Source organism: Tumebacillus permanentifrigoris, assembly GCF_003148565.1.
Classification (GTDB): Bacteria; Bacillota; Bacilli; order Tumebacillales; family Tumebacillaceae; genus Tumebacillus; species Tumebacillus permanentifrigoris.
Window position 1 is genome coordinate 31,027 of record NZ_QGGL01000012.1, and the last position, 17,532, is coordinate 48,558.

The 17,532-nt window shown below is 54.9% G+C and carries 21 protein-coding genes; 6 read left to right on the forward strand and 15 right to left on the reverse strand.

All coding sequences use genetic code 11. From position 1 onward, the window contains the following. Positions 1-136: 136 nt before the first annotated feature. The 3 genes from C7459_RS14170 to C7459_RS14180 all read right to left on the reverse strand — a co-directional run bounded on the left by C7459_RS14170 (position 137) and on the right by C7459_RS14180 (position 2,696). Positions 137-1,417, reverse strand: coding sequence for an immunoglobulin-like domain-containing protein (locus C7459_RS14170; protein ID WP_109689959.1), 1,281 nt, complete (start codon positions 1,415-1,417; stop codon positions 137-139). Between the two features lie 8 nt (positions 1,418-1,425). Continuing rightward, entirely contained in the window at positions 1,426-1,671 is a 246-nt protein-coding gene (locus C7459_RS14175) for a hypothetical protein (RefSeq protein WP_109689960.1), read from the reverse strand. Between the two features lie 152 nt (positions 1,672-1,823). Continuing rightward, entirely contained in the window at positions 1,824-2,696 is an 873-nt protein-coding gene (locus tag C7459_RS14180; protein ID WP_109689961.1) for a tyrosine-type recombinase/integrase, read from the reverse strand. A 144-nt stretch (positions 2,697-2,840) separates the two neighbouring features. Here C7459_RS14180 and C7459_RS14185 point away from each other — a divergent pair, with 144 nt between their 5' ends. The 4 genes from C7459_RS14185 (at position 2,841) to queC (ending at position 5,495) form a co-directional block, all read left to right on the forward strand. Then, a complete protein-coding gene (locus tag C7459_RS14185) occupies positions 2,841-3,620 on the forward strand; it encodes a DUF2935 domain-containing protein (protein ID WP_170119471.1) in 780 nt (259 codons plus the stop codon). A 97-nt stretch (positions 3,621-3,717) separates the two neighbouring features. After that, entirely contained in the window at positions 3,718-4,137 is a 420-nt protein-coding gene (queD, locus tag C7459_RS14190) for a 6-carboxytetrahydropterin synthase QueD (protein ID WP_109689963.1), read from the forward strand. Next, positions 4,124-4,780, forward strand: a complete 657-nt coding sequence (locus C7459_RS14195; RefSeq protein WP_109689964.1) for a radical SAM protein — start codon at positions 4,124-4,126, stop codon at positions 4,778-4,780. The genes queD and C7459_RS14195 overlap by 14 nt, the downstream gene beginning before the upstream one ends. Positions 4,781-4,784: 4 nt before the next feature. Continuing rightward, positions 4,785-5,495, forward strand: coding sequence for a 7-cyano-7-deazaguanine synthase QueC (gene queC / locus C7459_RS14200; protein ID WP_109689965.1), 711 nt, complete (start codon positions 4,785-4,787; stop codon positions 5,493-5,495). Between the two features lie 61 nt (positions 5,496-5,556). On the opposite strand, the gene yfmH is transcribed toward queC, so the two are convergent. The 8 genes from yfmH to C7459_RS14240 all read right to left on the reverse strand — a co-directional run bounded on the left by yfmH (position 5,557) and on the right by C7459_RS14240 (position 12,158). Next, positions 5,557-6,843 (reverse strand): EF-P 5-aminopentanol modification-associated protein YfmH, encoded by a 1,287-nt coding sequence (gene yfmH / locus C7459_RS14205; protein WP_109689966.1) that lies wholly within the window; start codon positions 6,841-6,843, stop codon positions 5,557-5,559. Beyond that, positions 6,836-8,128 (reverse strand): EF-P 5-aminopentanol modification-associated protein YfmF, encoded by a 1,293-nt coding sequence (yfmF, locus tag C7459_RS14210; protein WP_170119472.1) that lies wholly within the window; start codon positions 8,126-8,128, stop codon positions 6,836-6,838. The genes yfmH and yfmF overlap by 8 nt, the downstream gene beginning before the upstream one ends. 141 nt (positions 8,129-8,269) lie before the next feature. Further along, complete coding sequence (locus C7459_RS14215; RefSeq protein ID WP_109689968.1) at positions 8,270-8,503, reverse strand: hypothetical protein; 234 nt, start codon at positions 8,501-8,503, stop codon at positions 8,270-8,272. A gap of 188 nt (positions 8,504-8,691) precedes the next feature. Next, on the reverse strand, positions 8,692-8,973 hold the full coding sequence (locus C7459_RS14220) for a hypothetical protein (protein WP_109689969.1): 282 nt from the start codon (positions 8,971-8,973) through the stop codon (positions 8,692-8,694). A gap of 111 nt (positions 8,974-9,084) precedes the next feature. Further along, a complete protein-coding gene (locus C7459_RS14225) occupies positions 9,085-9,321 on the reverse strand; it encodes a hypothetical protein (protein WP_109689970.1) in 237 nt (78 codons plus the stop codon). A gap of 71 nt (positions 9,322-9,392) precedes the next feature. Next, a complete protein-coding gene (locus tag C7459_RS14230) occupies positions 9,393-10,562 on the reverse strand; it encodes an NAD(P)/FAD-dependent oxidoreductase (RefSeq protein WP_109689971.1) in 1,170 nt (389 codons plus the stop codon). A 271-nt stretch (positions 10,563-10,833) separates the two neighbouring features. Beyond that, complete coding sequence (locus C7459_RS14235; RefSeq protein WP_109689972.1) at positions 10,834-11,436, reverse strand: CYTH domain-containing protein; 603 nt, start codon at positions 11,434-11,436, stop codon at positions 10,834-10,836. A gap of 83 nt (positions 11,437-11,519) precedes the next feature. Next, positions 11,520-12,158, reverse strand: coding sequence for a CAP domain-containing protein (locus C7459_RS14240; protein WP_245884554.1), 639 nt, complete (start codon positions 12,156-12,158; stop codon positions 11,520-11,522). 120 nt (positions 12,159-12,278) lie between these two features. Here C7459_RS14240 and C7459_RS14245 point away from each other — a divergent pair, with 120 nt between their 5' ends. Together C7459_RS14245 and tatA are read left to right on the forward strand one after the other, a co-directional pair. Further along, the gene (locus tag C7459_RS14245; protein ID WP_170119473.1) at positions 12,279-13,175 is read left to right on the forward strand and encodes a LysR family transcriptional regulator; all 897 of its coding nucleotides are present in this window, start codon (positions 12,279-12,281) and stop codon (positions 13,173-13,175) included. A gap of 39 nt (positions 13,176-13,214) precedes the next feature. After that, complete coding sequence (gene tatA, locus C7459_RS14250) at positions 13,215-13,385, forward strand: twin-arginine translocase TatA/TatE family subunit (protein ID WP_109689975.1); 171 nt, start codon at positions 13,215-13,217, stop codon at positions 13,383-13,385. A 27-nt stretch (positions 13,386-13,412) separates the two neighbouring features. Here tatA and C7459_RS14255 read toward each other — a convergent pair whose 3' ends face one another. From C7459_RS14255 to C7459_RS14270, 4 genes are read right to left on the reverse strand one after another with little or no spacing between them, the layout of a single operon-like run. Continuing rightward, positions 13,413-13,643 carry a hypothetical protein gene (locus tag C7459_RS14255; protein ID WP_109689976.1) on the reverse strand — a complete coding sequence of 77 codons (231 nt, stop codon included), beginning with the start codon at positions 13,641-13,643 and terminating at the stop codon, positions 13,413-13,415. Then, positions 13,640-14,803: a Ger(x)C family spore germination protein gene (locus C7459_RS14260; protein WP_109689977.1), complete on the reverse strand. Its 1,164-nt coding sequence runs from the start codon at positions 14,801-14,803 to the stop codon at positions 13,640-13,642. The genes C7459_RS14255 and C7459_RS14260 overlap by 4 nt, the downstream gene beginning before the upstream one ends. After that, a complete protein-coding gene (locus C7459_RS14265) occupies positions 14,800-16,347 on the reverse strand; it encodes a spore germination protein (RefSeq protein ID WP_109689978.1) in 1,548 nt (515 codons plus the stop codon). The genes C7459_RS14260 and C7459_RS14265 overlap by 4 nt, the downstream gene beginning before the upstream one ends. Next, the gene (locus C7459_RS14270; RefSeq protein ID WP_109689979.1) at positions 16,325-17,434 is read right to left on the reverse strand and encodes a GerAB/ArcD/ProY family transporter; all 1,110 of its coding nucleotides are present in this window, start codon (positions 17,432-17,434) and stop codon (positions 16,325-16,327) included. Before C7459_RS14270 ends, C7459_RS14265 begins: the two co-directional genes overlap by 23 nt. Between the last annotated feature and the right edge of the window lie 98 nt (positions 17,435-17,532).

Below are 17,532 nucleotides of genomic sequence, written 5' to 3' on the forward strand. Positions count from 1 at the left end.
CACACCTCCGCTTTGTATTGATTGGATTAAATTTTATTCGACAAATACATCTAAACCCCTTCAAGAAGAAAAAAGAACCATACGCATGTGGGCGTATGGTTCTTTTTTGATGAAGTGTCCGCTCGGAAGCGGTGACTTAGTTGTTGTCGTCTATGTCTTGCTTGTCATCAGCCTTCTGCTCGTGGTACTTGCCGTTATCAGCTGGGAAGCGCTTCGCGACGCTGTGTTCAACGTAGCCAGCACGGGTGTTGGACACGTAGATCGTACCGCCTTTGTGACCGAGTTCTGCCAATGAAATCGTCGTGATCGAACCGGTGGAGGTCACTTGTGCCAACAGTGTTGCGCCGTCTGTTGCATAGACGTTGATCAAGTCACCCGCTTGGGTGTTTTGCACAGTCACGCTGTCTTGTGCTTGCTTTTTGTTGTTGACGACCGTGATCCAAGCCTCGTCGAGCGGCGTGTACTCCAGCGCTTTGACGGTGAGCGTGAACGCACGGTCTACGCTGACACTGTTGCGTGTAACGTGAGCGGTCAGCGTGATCGTTTGGTCGCCAATGGTCGGATGCTGGCGGTGGACCATGCCGTCGGTGCTGATGACGTCTGCGTTCGAGGAACTCCACGTCACGGTGCTACCATAGAGACCTTGGGTCGGGAGCGTCAGGTTTTGCTTGACCTGCTGCTCGCTGTCACCCGTAGCGTATAGCAACTCCAGTTTGCTCGATGTAGTAGCCACCGCTTGTTGGTCAGTCGCTTCCAATGGCAAAATGGTGAGCTCGTAGGTCTTCGCATACGTGGTGAAACCGAAATCCAAGGTCGCCGTCAGCTGGATCGTTGCAGGGCTCTGGTCGAACGCCGGGCGGTGCAGAACGCGCTCCGAGGTGTCGAAGATTTCCGGATGATCAGAGGACCATTGCACGAATCCGGTCCCGCGCTGGGTGAAGGAGCTGATGTCGAGGCTCATAACCTGCGTCAGGTCACCTCCATAGGAGAGGTTGATCGAATTGATGCTCTGGATGTAATTGACGCACTTCGTCAAGAAACTTTGGATCTCTTGCGTCGACACAAACCCTGTAGCGGGGCGGAACTTCAGGAGCGTCACCGTCGCATCCGTTTTCTCCTGATCGCTCAGGCCGTTAAATCCGACCAAGTTCAGGCCAAGCGCGGTATCCACCAGCGCATTGCGCATCTCCACAGCAGTCGTCGCTTTGTTGACCGTCTGCACCGGGATCGGAAGTTCTTGTGCGATGACGGTGACTTCGAACGTTTTGGTGCGGCCGTCCGTGAGCGTAGCCGTCAGGGTCACTTTGACATCCGGGCTCCCCGCTGCCGGGCGCGTCACGGTCGCTGAATAGTTGCCGTTGAGTTTGAGAATCTCCGGGTGATTGGTCGTCCAGGTGACAGAGCCTGCATAGGGCACATAGCTCGTCAGCCAAATGTTTTTTCCCCAAGGTCGATCGGAAGCTGATCAAATCCCGCACGGAATTCAGCAGCCGTCTGCGCCGCGTTGCAGAGATCCAGTGGGCTTTGCAAGCCGTCTTCAAAATTCGGATCAGAAGCTGTAATCACCGTAGTCGCCCCCGCGACTGTAGGCACTGCGGACATCCCCGAGGTGACCGCCAGTGTAGCTGCCATCACCAAACTCAATCCCTTGTGTAAACGTGCTTTCCCCATGTTCAGTAACCCCTTTCCACATTCGTATAAAAAACGGAAAATTTTCCATATAAAGTACATCTTGTATATTATCATAAGGAAACTTGAATAATCAATATGTATAAATAAAAGGAACGACCTGCCGCGGCGGGTCGTTCCTTTTTCTCAATACCTTACAAATCCAATGCCGAGATAAATTTCTGGTACTCGTTCTGCCGGACACCGCCAGCCGGAACCAAGACCTCCAGCGAGGTGGTGTTTTTCAACCCGAGCATCTGGGCAACATGCCCGATGTCGATGCCCTGCTCGATCATATGCGCGGCCAGAGAGCGGCGCAACGAGGAGAGCGCGATATGTCCTTCAATTTTGGCATCCTTGGCCGTTTCGATGAACAGGACTTGCAAGCGACCCACGCGCATCGCGGTCGTCTTGTCTTCCACAAAGACATTCGGGAGCTTGCTTTTGTGCGAACGAATGTATTTTTTCAAGAGATCCTTGAGTTTGCGTGAGAAAAAGACCAGTCTGTCACGTTCTCCCTCTTTGTTTTTGACTACCATGAACAGGTCATCCCAGGAGATGTCCTCCTGCATGAGGCGGCTCAGTTCGTCCGGACGCAGCCCAGCTTCGTACATCGTGGTGAAAATCGCCCGCCGCTTCACATCGCCACAAGCGATGACAAACCGCTTCATCTCGTCAATCGTCAGCGGCCGCGGCAGTGACATTATGTAGGAGCGGCTCTCGCTGATCACTTCATCCAGATCGGCCGATTCCCCAAGTTCGGCCAACCGTTTGTAGAACGATTTGATCGCTTTGTACTTCCGGTGGATCAACTTCTCCGACTTGCCGCCTTCACGCAGCTCTTTGCCGAACTCGTTGACATCCACTTCCGTCAGCTCATTGAAGGGCTTGTCGCGTCGAGCCAGAAAGTCGGCGAACTGCCCGAGATCGAGCAGCACTCCTTGTACCGTGCCCGGCGACTTTTTTCTCTCCTCAAGGTACGTTCCGAACGCCTGGATCTGAGCTTCGTGTTCAGTTTTACCTGTCATTGGTTCCCCTCCACTTTCATCTTCACACCGTAGTATTGTGAACCAAATCAGCCAGAGAATGCAAGCCCCGCACGCAAAAGCCTATGGCGTCATATGGTGGGTGGGAACCCACTCCCACTCTCTAAATATAAGGAGCGATCCCCGTTGGCAGAACAAGATTTGGCTTCGGAGCACCAGTTTTGGTTGACTGTACTCCGTGATCACACGGAATTTATCAAGCTCGGATTGGCGGCGACAGAGCCGTCTGACATCAAGCAAACCGTAGCCTTGCAGCAGGAAGTTTTGCAGTTGCTCGGGCAGTTGGAGCACATCAAAAACCACCACGATCAACTGCGCCTCTTCACACGGCAAGCGGCCGATTTCACGAAGCGCCTCCTCGTGTTCAAGCAATCGATCCTCGACCGCCAACTCGCTTGCAAGATCGACATCAACCTGCCGCCTTCCCTGATCGACCACATGATCCGCGAGGGCGAGGAGTACGTAAAAGTCATGGCGTTGCTCCTGCAAGGTCGCTTTTTGGAAGGCGCGATGCTGGCGATACACGAAGCGAGTCTCTGGTTGCCAGATTCCTCCGGGCACGCGGCGGTGATTCGCAGCAACATCGACCCGCAGGAGAACGACATTTTCGAATCGGCGCACGATTGGAAACTGCAATTCGACAAATTGACCCTCTCGCTGGAGGAGATGAAAACCAAAGTGCGCAGCGAGGTGCGCTGGGTGCCCTCCCTCGAGCGCTTGATGGCGATGACCGCCGAGCACATCTCCGTGTTCCACACCTATCTGCTGCACTTGCGCGAGACGTTGGAGGAATGTCGAGCGCTTGGCACGCTCAAACCGCTGTTGATGGACCATATGTCGCGCGAAGCCGCGTACTTCCTCGACAAGCTCGAACAGGCACAGGCACACGAGCAGAACAAGCGGTAAAAAAAGGAGTCGGACCGTTTTTGCGGTCGACTCTTTTTTTCTGCGCGGAACTTTGCTATATTGGAGTTTAGACTACAACGGGAAAGAGGCGACCAAGATGACCCAAGTCCCTTACCATACTAAGGAAGTCGCAGTGACGAAGATTTTCACTTTTGACTCTGCACATCGTTTGGATGATTACATCGGCAAGTGCGCGAACTTGCACGGCCATACCTATAAGCTGGAAGTCACAATCAAAGGCCTGACCGACCATCGCGGGATCGTCGTCGATTTTGGCGATATCAAGTCGATTGTCAATGATCAGATTATCGGCAAGTATGACCACCGTTTTTTGAACGACCTCATGGATTTCAACACGACGGCGGAGAATATGGTCGTACACTTTTTTGAAATCATCGATTCCTACTTGCAACAGCTCGACAACGCCACCCCGGTGCGCCTGATGAAGTGCCGTCTGTGGGAGACGCCATCCTGCTACGCGGAGATCAACCGGGAGGACTTCTATGCGGCTCAATGAATTGTTCCTCTCCATCCAAGGTGAGACCGCATCGGCGGGCTTGCCGACGATTTTCGTCCGCTTTACCGGCTGCAACTTGCGTTGCACCTACTGTGATACCAAGTACTCCTACTTCGAGGGCGACACGATCACGCCTGCTGACGTGATGGACAAGATTCGCGAGTTGAAGGTCAAGCGCGTCTGTCTGACCGGTGGCGAACCGTTGATTCAACCGCGCCAAGAGATGCAACTGCTGTTGGATCTGTTGGGGGCAGAAGGCTATGAAGTCTCGATTGAGACGGATGGTTCGATCGACATCTCGAAATTCGCGCTGCACGACAAGCAACGCTTCATCGTGGATATGAAAGTTCCGTCCTCTGGCATGAGTGAAAACATGCACTTGGAAAACCTGCGTCACATCCGCCCAACGCGCGACGAAGTGAAATTCGTCGTCGGCAACCGGGCGGACTACGAGTGGTGTGTAGACTTGATCCGCGAACATGACATCCATCCGTCCAAAGGCTACCAGTTGTTGTTCTCGCCTGTGTTCCGCGAGATCGACTTGGAAGAGATGGTGAATTGGATTCTGGCGGACGAGCTCGATGCTCGCTTCCAAGTCCAACTGCACAAGATCGTCTGGGACCCGGACAAACGAGGAGTGTAACCCCATGACCACAGCGAAAAAGGCCGTCATCATCCTCTCGGGCGGACTGGACTCCACCACCTGTATGGCGGTGGCGAAACAGGAAGGCTATGACCTCTACCCGCTCTCGTTCTTCTACGGGCAGAAGGCTGCAATTGAACTGGACTCGGCCAAAAAGGTCAGCGACTTCTATGGCGTCGCTGACCGTCACTTCATCGCCGACCTCAACGGCATGATCCGTGGTTCGGCGCTGACCGATGCGGACAAAGCGATCCCGACGAATCGCGATGAGGCGACGATGGAGCAGGAGATTCCGGCGACCTATGTCCCGGCGCGCAACATCATCTTCCTCTCCATCGCGCTGTCCTACGCCGAATCGATCGGCGCGGAGGCGATGTACATCGGCGTCAACGCGCTCGATTACTCCGGCTACCCGGATTGTCGTCACGAGTTCATCGAAGCTTTCCAACAGGTGATCAACGTCGGCACTGCGGCAGGAGCACACGGTGCAGGCATCCAGATCAAGACCCCGTTACAGTTTCTGAGCAAGGCCGGCATCGTCCAACTCGGCTCCGAACTCGGCGCTCCGCTACAGTTCAGCCACTCCTGTTACTTCGGCACCGACCCGTCCTGCGGCGTCTGTGACTCTTGCCTCCTGCGCATCAAGGGCTTCCAAGAGGCGGGCGTGCCAGACCCGATTCCGTATGCGGTTCCGATCGACTGGAACGTCAAGTAAGCCATGAGTTAGAGAAAAAAGCCCTTCGACTGAGGTCGAGGGCTTTTTCTCATGAGTAGGCTTACTTCGGCAACACCAGCGAGACGGCGAGGGTATCCGGCACCAGATGTTCGCGCAGTCGTTGGTTCACATCCTCGAGCGTGATCGCTTCCAGCACAGGCAACACGTCGAAGTAATCGGCGTCCTTGAATTGGTAGCCGCAGAAGTTGCGGCAGATTCCGCGCGGGGAGTCGAGTTCCGCCACACTGCGTCCGATCAATTTGGCTTGCGCACGCTTGAAGTCTGCTTCGGGGATGCCGTTTTGCAACACTTCGGCGAACCCTTGTTGGATCTCGTGCAAGAGCCGCTCTGGGTCCTTGCTGTCCCCGCCAAAAATCGAGTGTGCAAAATTCAGACCGACGTCATACGACCATCCAAAGTTCTTGTCGATCAACACCGCTTCATACAGACGGTTGAACAGCGGAGAACTTTTGCCGATCACCGCTTCCAACCCCACCGCTGTCGTATACTCGTTGACCAACAACTCACGCCCGCTCAAGCCCGTGCTCTGGTCCTTGTACCCGAACTGCACCTTCGGAATCGAGACGGTCATGTGTTGCTCGAAACGCTTCCGAGCGACTTGCGCCGACTCCTCGGGGAAAATCCGCTCGATCTTCGGCTGGCGGGTGAAGTCCTTCGCCGCTTGGTTGTCGCGCACGAGGGCCATCATCTGCTCGGTGTCGACATCCCCGACAAGCACGAGGTTCATGTTGCTCGGGTGATAGAACGTGTTGTAGCAGGTGTACAGGGAGTCCTTGGTGATGTGTGCGATCGTCTCCACCGTTCCTGCGATGTCGATGTTGATCGGGTGCTTCTCGTACATCGAGGCCAGTAGGTTGAAGTACACACGCCAGCCTGGATCGTCATCATACATGCGAATCTCTTGGCCGATGATCCCCTTTTCCTTCTCAACGGTCTGCTCCGTGAAGTACGGCGCTTGGACGAAGTCGAGCAGGGTGTTCAGATTCTCCGAGACGTTGTCGGTACACGAGAACAGGTACGCCGTCATATCAAATGAGGTGAAGGCATTCGCCGATGCTCCGTAGCGAGCAAACGTGTTGAACACATCCTCACCGTCCTCTTGCTCAAACATCTTGTGCTCAAGGAAGTGGGCGATCCCGTCTGGCACGACTGTCGACCGCTCATCGCCTGGCACGATGAACTCGCGGTCGATCGAGCCGTACTGGGTCGAGAACATCGCATACGTCTGCTGGAAGCCGACGCGCGGAATCACATACACATTCAAACCGTTCGCCAACTGCTCGTGATAGACGCTGATCTCAAGTTGTTCATGGCGCATCTCACGCATGGGAATCTCCCTCCTTGTCTCTCAGCATATACACCGTATCGAGTTTTACAGCTTGTGCGACGCGCACGACGTCCTCGACGGTGACTTTATGCAACAGTTCAATCATCTCCTCCGTGCTGCGAACCTTGCCTCCGATCAGCCCGTTCAGGTGGATGTCAGCGAGCGTCGTCGGCTGGTCGAGCGAAGTCTTGTAGGAGTTGACATACCCGTTGATCGTAAACTCCATCTCCTGCTCGGTGATGTTCCCGCGCTTCATCTCCTCCAACTGCTCCTCGATAATCGCCAACGCTTTCTCAAAGTTCTCAAACTCCACGCCAGCTTGGACGTAGATCAGCCCCTTGAGCGAATCATTGCGCGAAGAAGCGTAGTAGGCGAGCGAGTTTTTCTCCCGAACGTTGATGAACAGCTTGGAGTGCGGGAACGCGCCAAAAATCCCGTTGAACACGCTCAGTGCGGCGTAATCATCTGACGCGTAGCTGACATTGCTCCAATACCCAACGTTTAACTTGCCCTGGTTGACATCCAGGCGGTCAACGATGCGCTTGACTTCACGCGGCGTATGTTCCACCTGCACCGGCTGGAAATCCTCGCGCACAGCACGCGCTGCACCCTCTGAGCGGAACACGCGGAACAACTGCTCGGCGGTCTGTTCTGCATCGACGTCACCGATCACATAGACATGCATCGGAGCGGTTCTCAGCACCTCTTGGTAGAGGTTGTAGAGTTCCTGTGGCGTGATCGTCGCCAACTGCTCCTCTCGCCCGAGGCGCGGAATGGCAAATGGCTCGCCCTGCGTCATCTCCTCCAGACATCTCTCGCGCGCATACGAGGTCTTGTCGTCGAGAATCGCCGCCATGCGCTTTCTCTGCTGTTCCTTCTCCGCATCAACATACCCTGGCAGGAAGCCGCCATTTTCGGTAAGCGGGGCGGTCATCACACCTGCGAGGATGTCCAACGCATTTTGAAACAGGTTGACCTCCGTAGACAGGAACTTTTCATTGGGAACGCTCATCGTGAAATCGAGCACGTGGCGCTCGCCTTTTTTAACGATCGTGCTGTGCAACGAAGCTCCATAGAGATCGTCGAGCGCGAGTTGCAACTTCTCGGTCGTCGGGTAGTGTTGCGAACCACGCATCAGGATGTACGGGATCAGCGCCAGGCCGGTCGCCGTCTCCTCCTTCAACTCTTGGATCAGGTTTACAACGATGTTGGTCATCTTGTATTTCTTGGTCGGGAGGACATGGACGTACAGACCTTGCTCCTCGCGAGTGATAAATTGACTCATCGCGTTCATCCTTTCTGGACTGTGCCATTTCCGAGGCTCTGGCATAGTATATTCCTAATTCATAGCATAACCACCTGTAATATGCAAAAAACCCCCTGCTTACGGCGACAGAGGGATCACAATTCTGAACTTGTGTTGAGTCTAGCTGCGCTTGACCAACGTGCGGGCAGCAGCCTGAGCTACATCAAAGTCTACCTTCGAGATGATCGAGGACTCCTTGATCCACTTCTGGACATCTCGGCTCATCGTCGGAGAAACGTACTTCGGAGCACCATAGTGGTTGATTAGTTCCTTTTTTGTCATCCCGTGATGAGACAGACAGTGAAAGTTCGTGAGGATCTCCATGAGCTCTCCACAACCTGGGCACTGAAACATGGATACCAACCTCCTGTAGTCAGGATTCGATCATTCGCAGACCGGAAGTACTTCCTACCACGCCGTTTTCAGAAAAGATATTCTATTTTACTTTCAAGTTTACATGGCTTGGCTCAATTTCTCATGGGTCTTCAGTCCCATTCTTTGTAAAAAAACGCCCCCTCCAGTTGGAGAGAGCGTTTTCAGGGTTAGAACATCTTCTTTTTCAGCGAGCAGAGGTTGTGCAGAACGAGGCCGAGGCCCGCCAGGTAGTAGGCGATCAGCACAATCCAGCCCGTCGGGTCCAGCGCCATCAGGTACGCCAGAATCAGCATCGGCAGTACCGTGGTCATCATGGAACCGAGCACGTCTGTCAACGTGGACCACGTGAAGGTCTTGCCGACCAACGCGCGGTACATGTCAACCAGCCAGTTCAACCCGATCAGTCCGAGAACTCCCCACATGGTGTACAACATCCAACCGGTAAGCATAATAGCTTCCCCTCCATACAGGATTGGTGAAATCATCTTGTACAGTACAATATGTGGGGAATGCTGTCTCCGGGAATGGGCATGCGCGGATTTGTCGGGAGAATCCGGAATTTAGGCTTTTTTGAAGATGTCGAGCAATTCCTTGATGTCCTCGCGGCCTTTGAAGCGATGTTCCGCCCAGCGGACCATCTCTTGACGAGAGGTGAAGTCATAGGTGTGCTCGCCTTCGGTCGAGGAGATTTCTGAGACGACGAAGCGGCGACCGTGTGCATGAATGTTCATCTGGTTCCAGTTGTCTTCCTTGTACACGTTCACGCGTTTGCCATCGTTGTTGTTGTTATGGGCCATCGTATGTACACCTCCTGTAGTTGGAAAAAAAGTCCTTCCACGCACGCGGGGAAGGACTTTTTGAGTTGTGCTTACTTCTTGAACAGAGCACCGATCGAGGACAGGTAACGCATCTTGGATGCATCCTTGATGCGGTACGCGACCCAACCCTTCGGCTTGAACTTCGGGCTGAGGTTGGCGACTGCTTCCTTGCGCCCCAGCGAAGCGACTGCACCGTAGAGATGCGGTTCGAATTTCTCGAGTTTCATGTGCTTGATCGTCGAGTAGATGTTGACCGCAGCGTTTTCGCCCATCTGCGTGGAGATCTGACCGGTCGGCGGGTACGGACGGCCTTCCGGAGAGAGCACGAAGCATGCGTCACCGATGATCCAAACATCGTGGTGACCCAGTGCGCGCATGTGCTCGTCAACTTTTGCGCGACCGCGCGGTTCGGTTTCGAACCCAGCGTCGATGACTTGTTGTACGCCGCGAACACCACCGGTCCAGATCATGGTGTCGGTTTCGATCACATCACCCGACTTGAGGTGAACTTTGCCCGGCTCGACTTGCACGACCGGGGTGCCGATCGAGAACTTGACGCCGCGATCTTCGAGCGACTTTTTCGCGAACTCGACCAGTTCTGGATCGAAGCCCGGCATGATCGACGGAGCAGCCTCGACCGAGTAGATCTTGACCTTGTCCTTCGGCACGTTGTACTTGGCGGTGAGCTCCGGCAGTTTGTCTGCCAGTTCGCCGACGAGTTCAACACCGGAGAAGCCTGCGCCACCCACGACAAAGGTCAGCATCGAATCGCGCTTTTCCTTCGCGTAGTTCTCGAAGCACTTCTCGATGTGCTCGCGGATGCGGGTCGCTTGGTTGACCGACTTCATCGTGAAGGAGTACTCCTTCAGACCTGGGATGCCAAAAAACTCCGTCTCCGAACCCAGCGCTACGACGAGGTAGTCGTAGGAAAGCGTGGTGTTGCCAAGTTCCACAGTCTTCGCTTCCTTGTTGATGGAGACGACGATGTCCTTGACGAACTTGATCGGCTTGGCCCCGAGGACCGCATTCAGCGAAACCGTGATGTCCTCCGGGTTCTTCGCACCGACAGCCGGTTCGTGCAATTGGGTGATCAGTTGGTGATAGTCATGTTTATTAACAAGGATAATTTCAGCGTCTTGCGAGGTGGCAAGCTTATTCAGTTCCAACGCGCAATACAAGCCAGCATAGCCGGCGCCTAGAATCACAACTTTTTTCGCCATAATTCCCCACCCTAATTGTGTCGAATTTCACATACTCCCCTAATTCTATCAAAAAAGTGACGAACGTCAATCAAAAATGTTACTTTTTTATGAATCTATTGTCTGAAAACTTGCTGACAGACTTTCCGGTGTGCTAAAATAGTCGAGGCTCATTGACGCGGATTTTTAGTTGTCAAACATTGTCGAAGGATACGATGAGGACGGATGCTGGTTACCAGCTCCGTCTTTTTTTGTGCCTCAGTACCTGTATCTTTTGCAGATTGGGCCTTGATTAGTCGCAGTTTACGAGGTTCAGGGCATAGACAAGTTTTGGGATGGAACTCTCCTCGACAGACGTCCCATAGCGGTTTTTGAAGGCGTGAACGAGGTGGTAGAGTCGCTCCTCACTGCCGGAGAGCAATTCGAATTCAATTTCGTAGAGTTTGTGCTCCCGACACCTGCCGACGATGGAAACATCATCGAAACAGACTTCCGCCCGCACCCCCTGCTCCTCGATTTCGAAGATGAAACGCTCGGTGCGCAACATCACCAGCGGCGCGATGTCGTCATAGGCGATGCCCACTTCCTGCATCAGCGCTTGCAGAGCCGGGCTGTCCGGCGGCAAGGAGTCTGGCCCATCTGCGTAGGTCTCCTCGATCTCCACGCGCTTGTGCGCTTGCTCTGTGGAGCGTTTGATCGCGAGGATCGAGCGATCCTCCAACACGCGCAAGCGCAGCCCGACCTCCAACGCGCCGAGGCGACGGTCTGAGGTGTCGTAGTATTGGTTGGTCTGACGCTCTACGTGGTGCAGAGTCTGCTCGCGGTCGTAATCGGCCTTGATCGCAGCCCAAACGTCCGCATCCATGCGAAATTTCACTTCCATCTCGATCGCCATCGTGCTCTAACTCCTTTTTTACACCCTTATTAACACCTATTGTACCAAAAAAGCCGCCGAATGCATCCGGCGGCTTTCCTGTCCTATTGGCGGATGAACTCCTGTGTCCAGTAGTAGCCGTATTGACCGCCAACCGCCACCCCACAGCCGATCTGCGTATACTGTGCCTTCAAGATGTTCGCACGATGGCCAGGTGACTTCATCCACGACGCGACGACCGATTCAGGCGTCTGCTGCCCGGCTGCGATGTTTTCACCCGCATAGGAGTAGTTGATGCCAAACGACTTCATCATGTCGAACGGCGAGCCGTAGGACGGACTCTGGTGGTCGAAGTAGTTGCGGTTGCGCATGTCCTCAGACTTCACGCGAGCCATGCGTTGCAACTCCCAGTTCATCTTCAGCGGGGCGAGGCCGTTTTTGGCACGCTCGGCGTTGGTCAGTTGGACGACGCGATTTTGGAAACTGGTCACTTTCGGATCGAGTTGCGGGATGATCAGTTTCTGCCCTGGATAGATCATGCTCGGGTTTTTGAGGTTGTTCGCTTGCACGATCTCGCTGACGCCGATCTGGTACTTCGTGGCGATTTTCCAGACGCTATCTCCGCGCTGTACGGTGTAGGAAGTGGCTGACTCCGCATGGGCCGGGGTCGAGGTGACAGATGGAAGCAGGACGGTCGTCGCGAGCACCAAGGTGGCGAGGCTTTTCATCAAACGTGTGCGCATAGTGGAATCCCCTTTCTTCAAACATCGTTCGTAGTTTGTCTCCTCCGCAGAACTCTACTGCAAGGAAGTTCTGGTACAATAGGGGTACGACTGCCAACAGACACAGGAGGTGCTGTGCTCGTGATCACCGCTCATCTGCTCGTGTTCGTTACTGTCGCGGAGAAAAAAAACTTCTCTCGCGCAGCAGAGGCACTGTCCCTGACCCAACCGGCGATCTCCCAACAGATCCAATCGCTCGAAGACTACTACAGCACCAAACTGTTTGAGCGCACCAGCAAACGCGTCGAATTAACCCGCGCTGGCGAATTGCTGCTCCCTTATGCCAAGGAAATCCTCAACCTCTCTGCTGTCGCCAAAGGCGCTCTCGATGACCTCGTCGGCAAAGTGACCGGAAAACTTACGATCGGTGCGACGTTCACAATCGGAGAATACATCCTGCCGCTGGTGCTCGCCCAGTACACCAGAACCTACCCGGACGTCGAAGTCAGCGTGCTGATCGCCAACACGGAAGAGATCGGCGAGAAAGCGCTCAACCACTCGATCGATATCGGGTTGGTCGAAGGACGGCTCGTACACCGCAATTTGACGCTGACCCCGCTGATGGAGGACGAGATGGTGTTGTTCGCCCCGGCCGACCACCCGCTCGTCGGACAGTCGGTCACGGCTGATGTGTTGAGCCAGGAACGCTACATCCTGCGCGAACCTGGCTCTGGCACGCGCATGATCGCCGAGGAAGTGCTGGCCGAACTTGGTGTCCACCCGACAAAGGTGTTCAGCATGGGGAGCACGCAGTCGATCAAAGAAGCGGTGGAGGCTGGAATGGGCCTCGCGATCCTCTCCAAATGGTGCATTCGCAAAGAGTTGCAATATGGCACGCTCGCCCAACTCTCGCCAGCGGGGTTTCGCTTCCCGCGCCCGCTCTCGGTCTTGGTGCGCAGCGGACATTTTCAAACCAAAGCGGTTGAGGAATTTGCGGCATTGGTTCGCGCATTTCCTGCCGCGTACAACGCATCCTAAACAGATCGTAGCGCAGAACCCCCCAGGAGGTGGAAGCACATGTTTTCCAATATCGGCTTGCCCGGTCTGATCCTGATCCTCGTGCTCGCCCTCGTGATTTTCGGCCCGAGCAAACTGCCTGAGTTGGGCCGATCGCTTGGCAAGGGACTCAAGGAATTCAAGGAATCCGTGAAGGACATCACCAACGACGATGACGACCCGAAAAAATGACCGCTCGCACTTGCGAAGCGGTCTTTTTTATTCTCCACGGAAGTAAGACAACGATGGAATCAATTTCTCAATCGGATCGGTCGGGCTAGGCAATCGCACCCCGAGCAGAAACAACAGGCCGACGATCGTGACGGTGCCGAGCACGCCCAAGTAGACCATCAGTTCGCGCTTGCCTTTGGCTTGGCGAACTTTTTTGCCGTCCCACCACGCGATCAAACTCATGCAGACGAGGAAGAACAGCGCGGGCATGATCTTCACTTGATCACCTCCGACGACGGAATTTCCAACTGTGGCCCCAGCATGCCGACTTGGCGGACTTGGGCATCGGCGGTGACGGTAAATTGCTGCTGGGCAAACTGGTTGGGCCAGTCGTCCTTGAGTTTGTCCCACTCGTCGGGGTGGTGGCGATACAGTTCGGTGCCTGCTCCGACACCATCGCTTTTGAGCTTCTGTAGTTGTCCGATCGCCGCTTGGACATCCTCACAGACTTTTTTCGCCAGTGCCGCGTTGAGTTCTTCGATGTACTTGGGGTTGATCAGATCGAGTTTGCTGGTATTCTGCATGACGATGCCTTGGATCGCGACGTGATAGGAGAAATGCGGCTTGCCGTTTTGAATCTCGACGTGCGGTTTGCATTTGATTTCCTTGCTTTGCACGTTGATGTAGTGATCGCCGCCAGATGGAATTTTTAACGTGAACACGGAGTCTTTGAGTTTTTCCTTGACGATCAAGGCGCCTTGGACGCCCGGCCCCTCGAGATAGCCCACCAATTTCAAGTCGTGAAACACGGCAACGCCGTCAATCTTGAAGATGTGGGGCTGTTGCTTGGTCAAGGTATAGGTCGTGACGATCGGTTGCATGCCTGGCATCGTGGACTCGATTAAAAAATCGCGCAGGGTACTGCCCGTACCCAGCCCGAGCTTCTCCATCTCACGGATCCCTTCGGAAGGGTAGGCTTCAATCGGATATTCAATGCTCAACAGCTCGCTCGCCTTGCGCCCACGAGCGACGATCAGATAGGTGCGCAAGCGGTTCTGCGGATTGCGGCTGAATTCATCGAGGACGTCGTGCAGGCCGAACTTCGCCATCGATTCCCCGATCACCAACACGCGACGGTGCGAGGTGTTCAGCTTGCGGCTCATTTGGGTCTGCAGGTCAGCACGCAGATGGTCGAATTCCTTGCCTTGCGAGATGACCGTCATGACCGGTGTATGTCCTTCGTTGCTCATGCCGCGTGTGGATTGCGAAAGCGCAGTCGGCACGGCGACTTGTACCGCCACTTGGAAGGTTCCTTTTGAGTCACGATCGATCGCCGTCGCCAACGCGAATCCCACATCGTTGATCTCCCGGCGATCCCAACATCCGGTGAGCAACGCAGCCGACAACAGCGCGGTCAGCAAAAGGCTTTGCTTGGTCATGTGTCGGTTCCTCCCTTGGCATCGCTCTGCGGGGTTTGTATCGGTGGTTCAGGGTTCTGCCCAGCGGGCACGCGCAAGGGACTAGGTGACTGCAACAAGAAGGGCCGCCTGTTTTTCGCCCAGTGCGGCACGCGGACCACCGCGTCCTTCAGCCCTTGCCACGAGAAGGGGGACACCGGGTAGAGATACGGGACACCGAGTGAGCGCAGGCTGCTCAAATGAATCATCAAGATCATGATCGCGATCACGATTCCGAACAAACCCAGCGTCCCGGCGAGCAGGATGATCGGAAACCGCAGAAGTCGCATCGCGATCCCGAAGTTGTAGCGCGGGATCGTAAAGGACGCGATCCCGGTGATCGAGACGACGATCACCATCGGCGCAGAGATGATGCCCGCTTCGACAGCCGCTTGCCCGATGACCAGCGCCCCGACGATGGAGACGGCTTGGCCGACTGGACGAGGCAGCCGCACGCCCGCCTCGCGTAGCGCCTCGAACGTGACTTCCATCATCAGCGCTTCAACGAGCGCAGGAAATGGAGACCCTTCCCTCGCCGACGCGACCGAGAGCAACAGGTTGGTCGGCAGCATCTCTTGGTGGTACGTGGTGATCGCCACATAGATCGAGGGGAACAACAACGCGATAAACAAGAACACAAACCGAATCCAGCGCAGCGCCGTCGCAACCGTGAAGTGGCTGTAATAGTCCTCCGAAGATTGCAAGGCGCCCCAAAACGTCAACGGGGCGACCAGTGCGAACGGGGTACTGTCGACCAACAGCGCGACCCGGCCCTCCAGCAGAGCTGCTGAGATCACATCAGGGCGCTCGGTATTCTGAATCGTGGGAAACAGTCCGAACGGGCTGTCCTCGATGAATTCCTCGATGTAGTTGGATTCCATGATGCCGTCGATCCTGATCGTTTCGAGCCTTTGTCGCATCTCGTTCACTAGTTTGGATGATGTGATACCTTCGATGGAGAGCAGTTGAACTTTGGTGCGACTGACTTCTCCGATGTTGAATTCCTCGACGCGCAAGCTTGGCGTTTTGAGTCGGCGCCTGACCAGCGCGAGGTTCACATCGATGCTCTCCGTGAAGCCATCCCGCGGACCGCGAATGACCGACTCGGTCTGCGGCTCTTCGATCGCGCGATGCTCTGTATTGCCGATGCGAATCGCGAATGCTTCCTCCGCGTTTTGCTGAAAAATCAAGACAGAGCCTTCCAACAACTCCTGCACAGCGCGCCCTTGGTCTTGGACGCGAAACAGTTCGACGGCGGCGAGCTTGTCGAGGCGCAGGCCGTCTTGGAGAGTGGCCAGCACCGACTCCTCCATGCGTTTCAGGTCGACGATCGTCTTGATGCAGAGCACCATCCCGCCAGGAAACGGTCGGGTGATCAAGTCGGGGGAGTGACCAAACAGGTCTTTGAGGCTGTCGAGGTTGTCCTGCAAGGAGGAGGTGAGGCGCTGTTGCTTGAGCTTCTCCGTGTTGAGCAGTTCGGCATGCTGCTTGCTCTGGTGCTTTCTAGCGGTTTTTCGCTTCCACATGTCCTCTCTCCCCTCTCGTGCGGAACATCCCGATCCCTAGCACGAGGATCGGCAGGATGATAAATAACGGCACCCAGAGCACCCACGGCACCCAGTTAAGTCCGATGAAGACATGCTCAGGGAGACTTTTTGACATGAATGTCGACAACAGCAGGACGGCGACCGAGAGCGGTATGAGCACCGTTCGGTACTCCTGCAAGCGAAACAGACTGGACGCTCCGACCGCTGCGGAGTACATAAACACGGTGATCTTGAAAAACGCCGCGATCCCGATGTAGATGACGATCAGCGCATCCAAACTCTCCACAAAGTCGGCCACCGACACTTGCTGGACCGCCGTAATCATCGGATAGATATTGCGCGCATACAACTCGGGCCCGAGAATCGCCACCGCCAAGAGGTTGAGCGACATCAGCACCAGCCCGGCTCCGACCACGGAGAACATCAGCAGGAACTTGACCATGTCTTGCCTTCGCACTTGGTTGTAAAACATCAGGAAGGCGATCGTCTCGCCAAACGGAACGGTGATGCCCAACGGGATCAGACTCTGCACAATCGCTTTTTTGTCATGTGCGATAGGCAGTAGGAACTCGAAATTCGCCAAGCCAGATCCCGTCAGGAAGATGGTCTGTGTCAGCAAGAAAAACAAGAACAGAAATAACATAAACTCCGCGACCCGTCCCACTACCTCAATCCCAGCGTTCAGTCCGTAGTAACAGACGAACACCAAGCAGAACAGCACGACGAGGATCGGGGTCCTCGGCAAGATGAACGTCGTGACCAACTCGCCAAAGTCGCGCAAGACCCGACCCGCTACGTAGGTGAATGCGATGAGGTAACAGGCACCAAGCAACCCGCCCAACCCGCTGCCAAATGTTCGTCGCAAGATCTCTACATAATTCAAACCTGGGTAAAGTGCATAGATCGCATAGTAGATCAACGTCAGGAACAAGCCGCTGACCATGCTGAGCAACGCAACAAGCCAAGCGTCCTGCTTAGCGGACGACGCGAAGCCAAAGATCACGTAACTCCCAACCTGAAACAAGATCAGCAATGCGACGAATTGAATCGAGCCTAATTTCTCCATACTATCTATTGGAATCCTTTCCCCACAAAGTGTGTGAACGGTTCACGCAAGGTTAGAATTCCTGATTCTGACATGCACTATGCAATCGAGGGAACGGA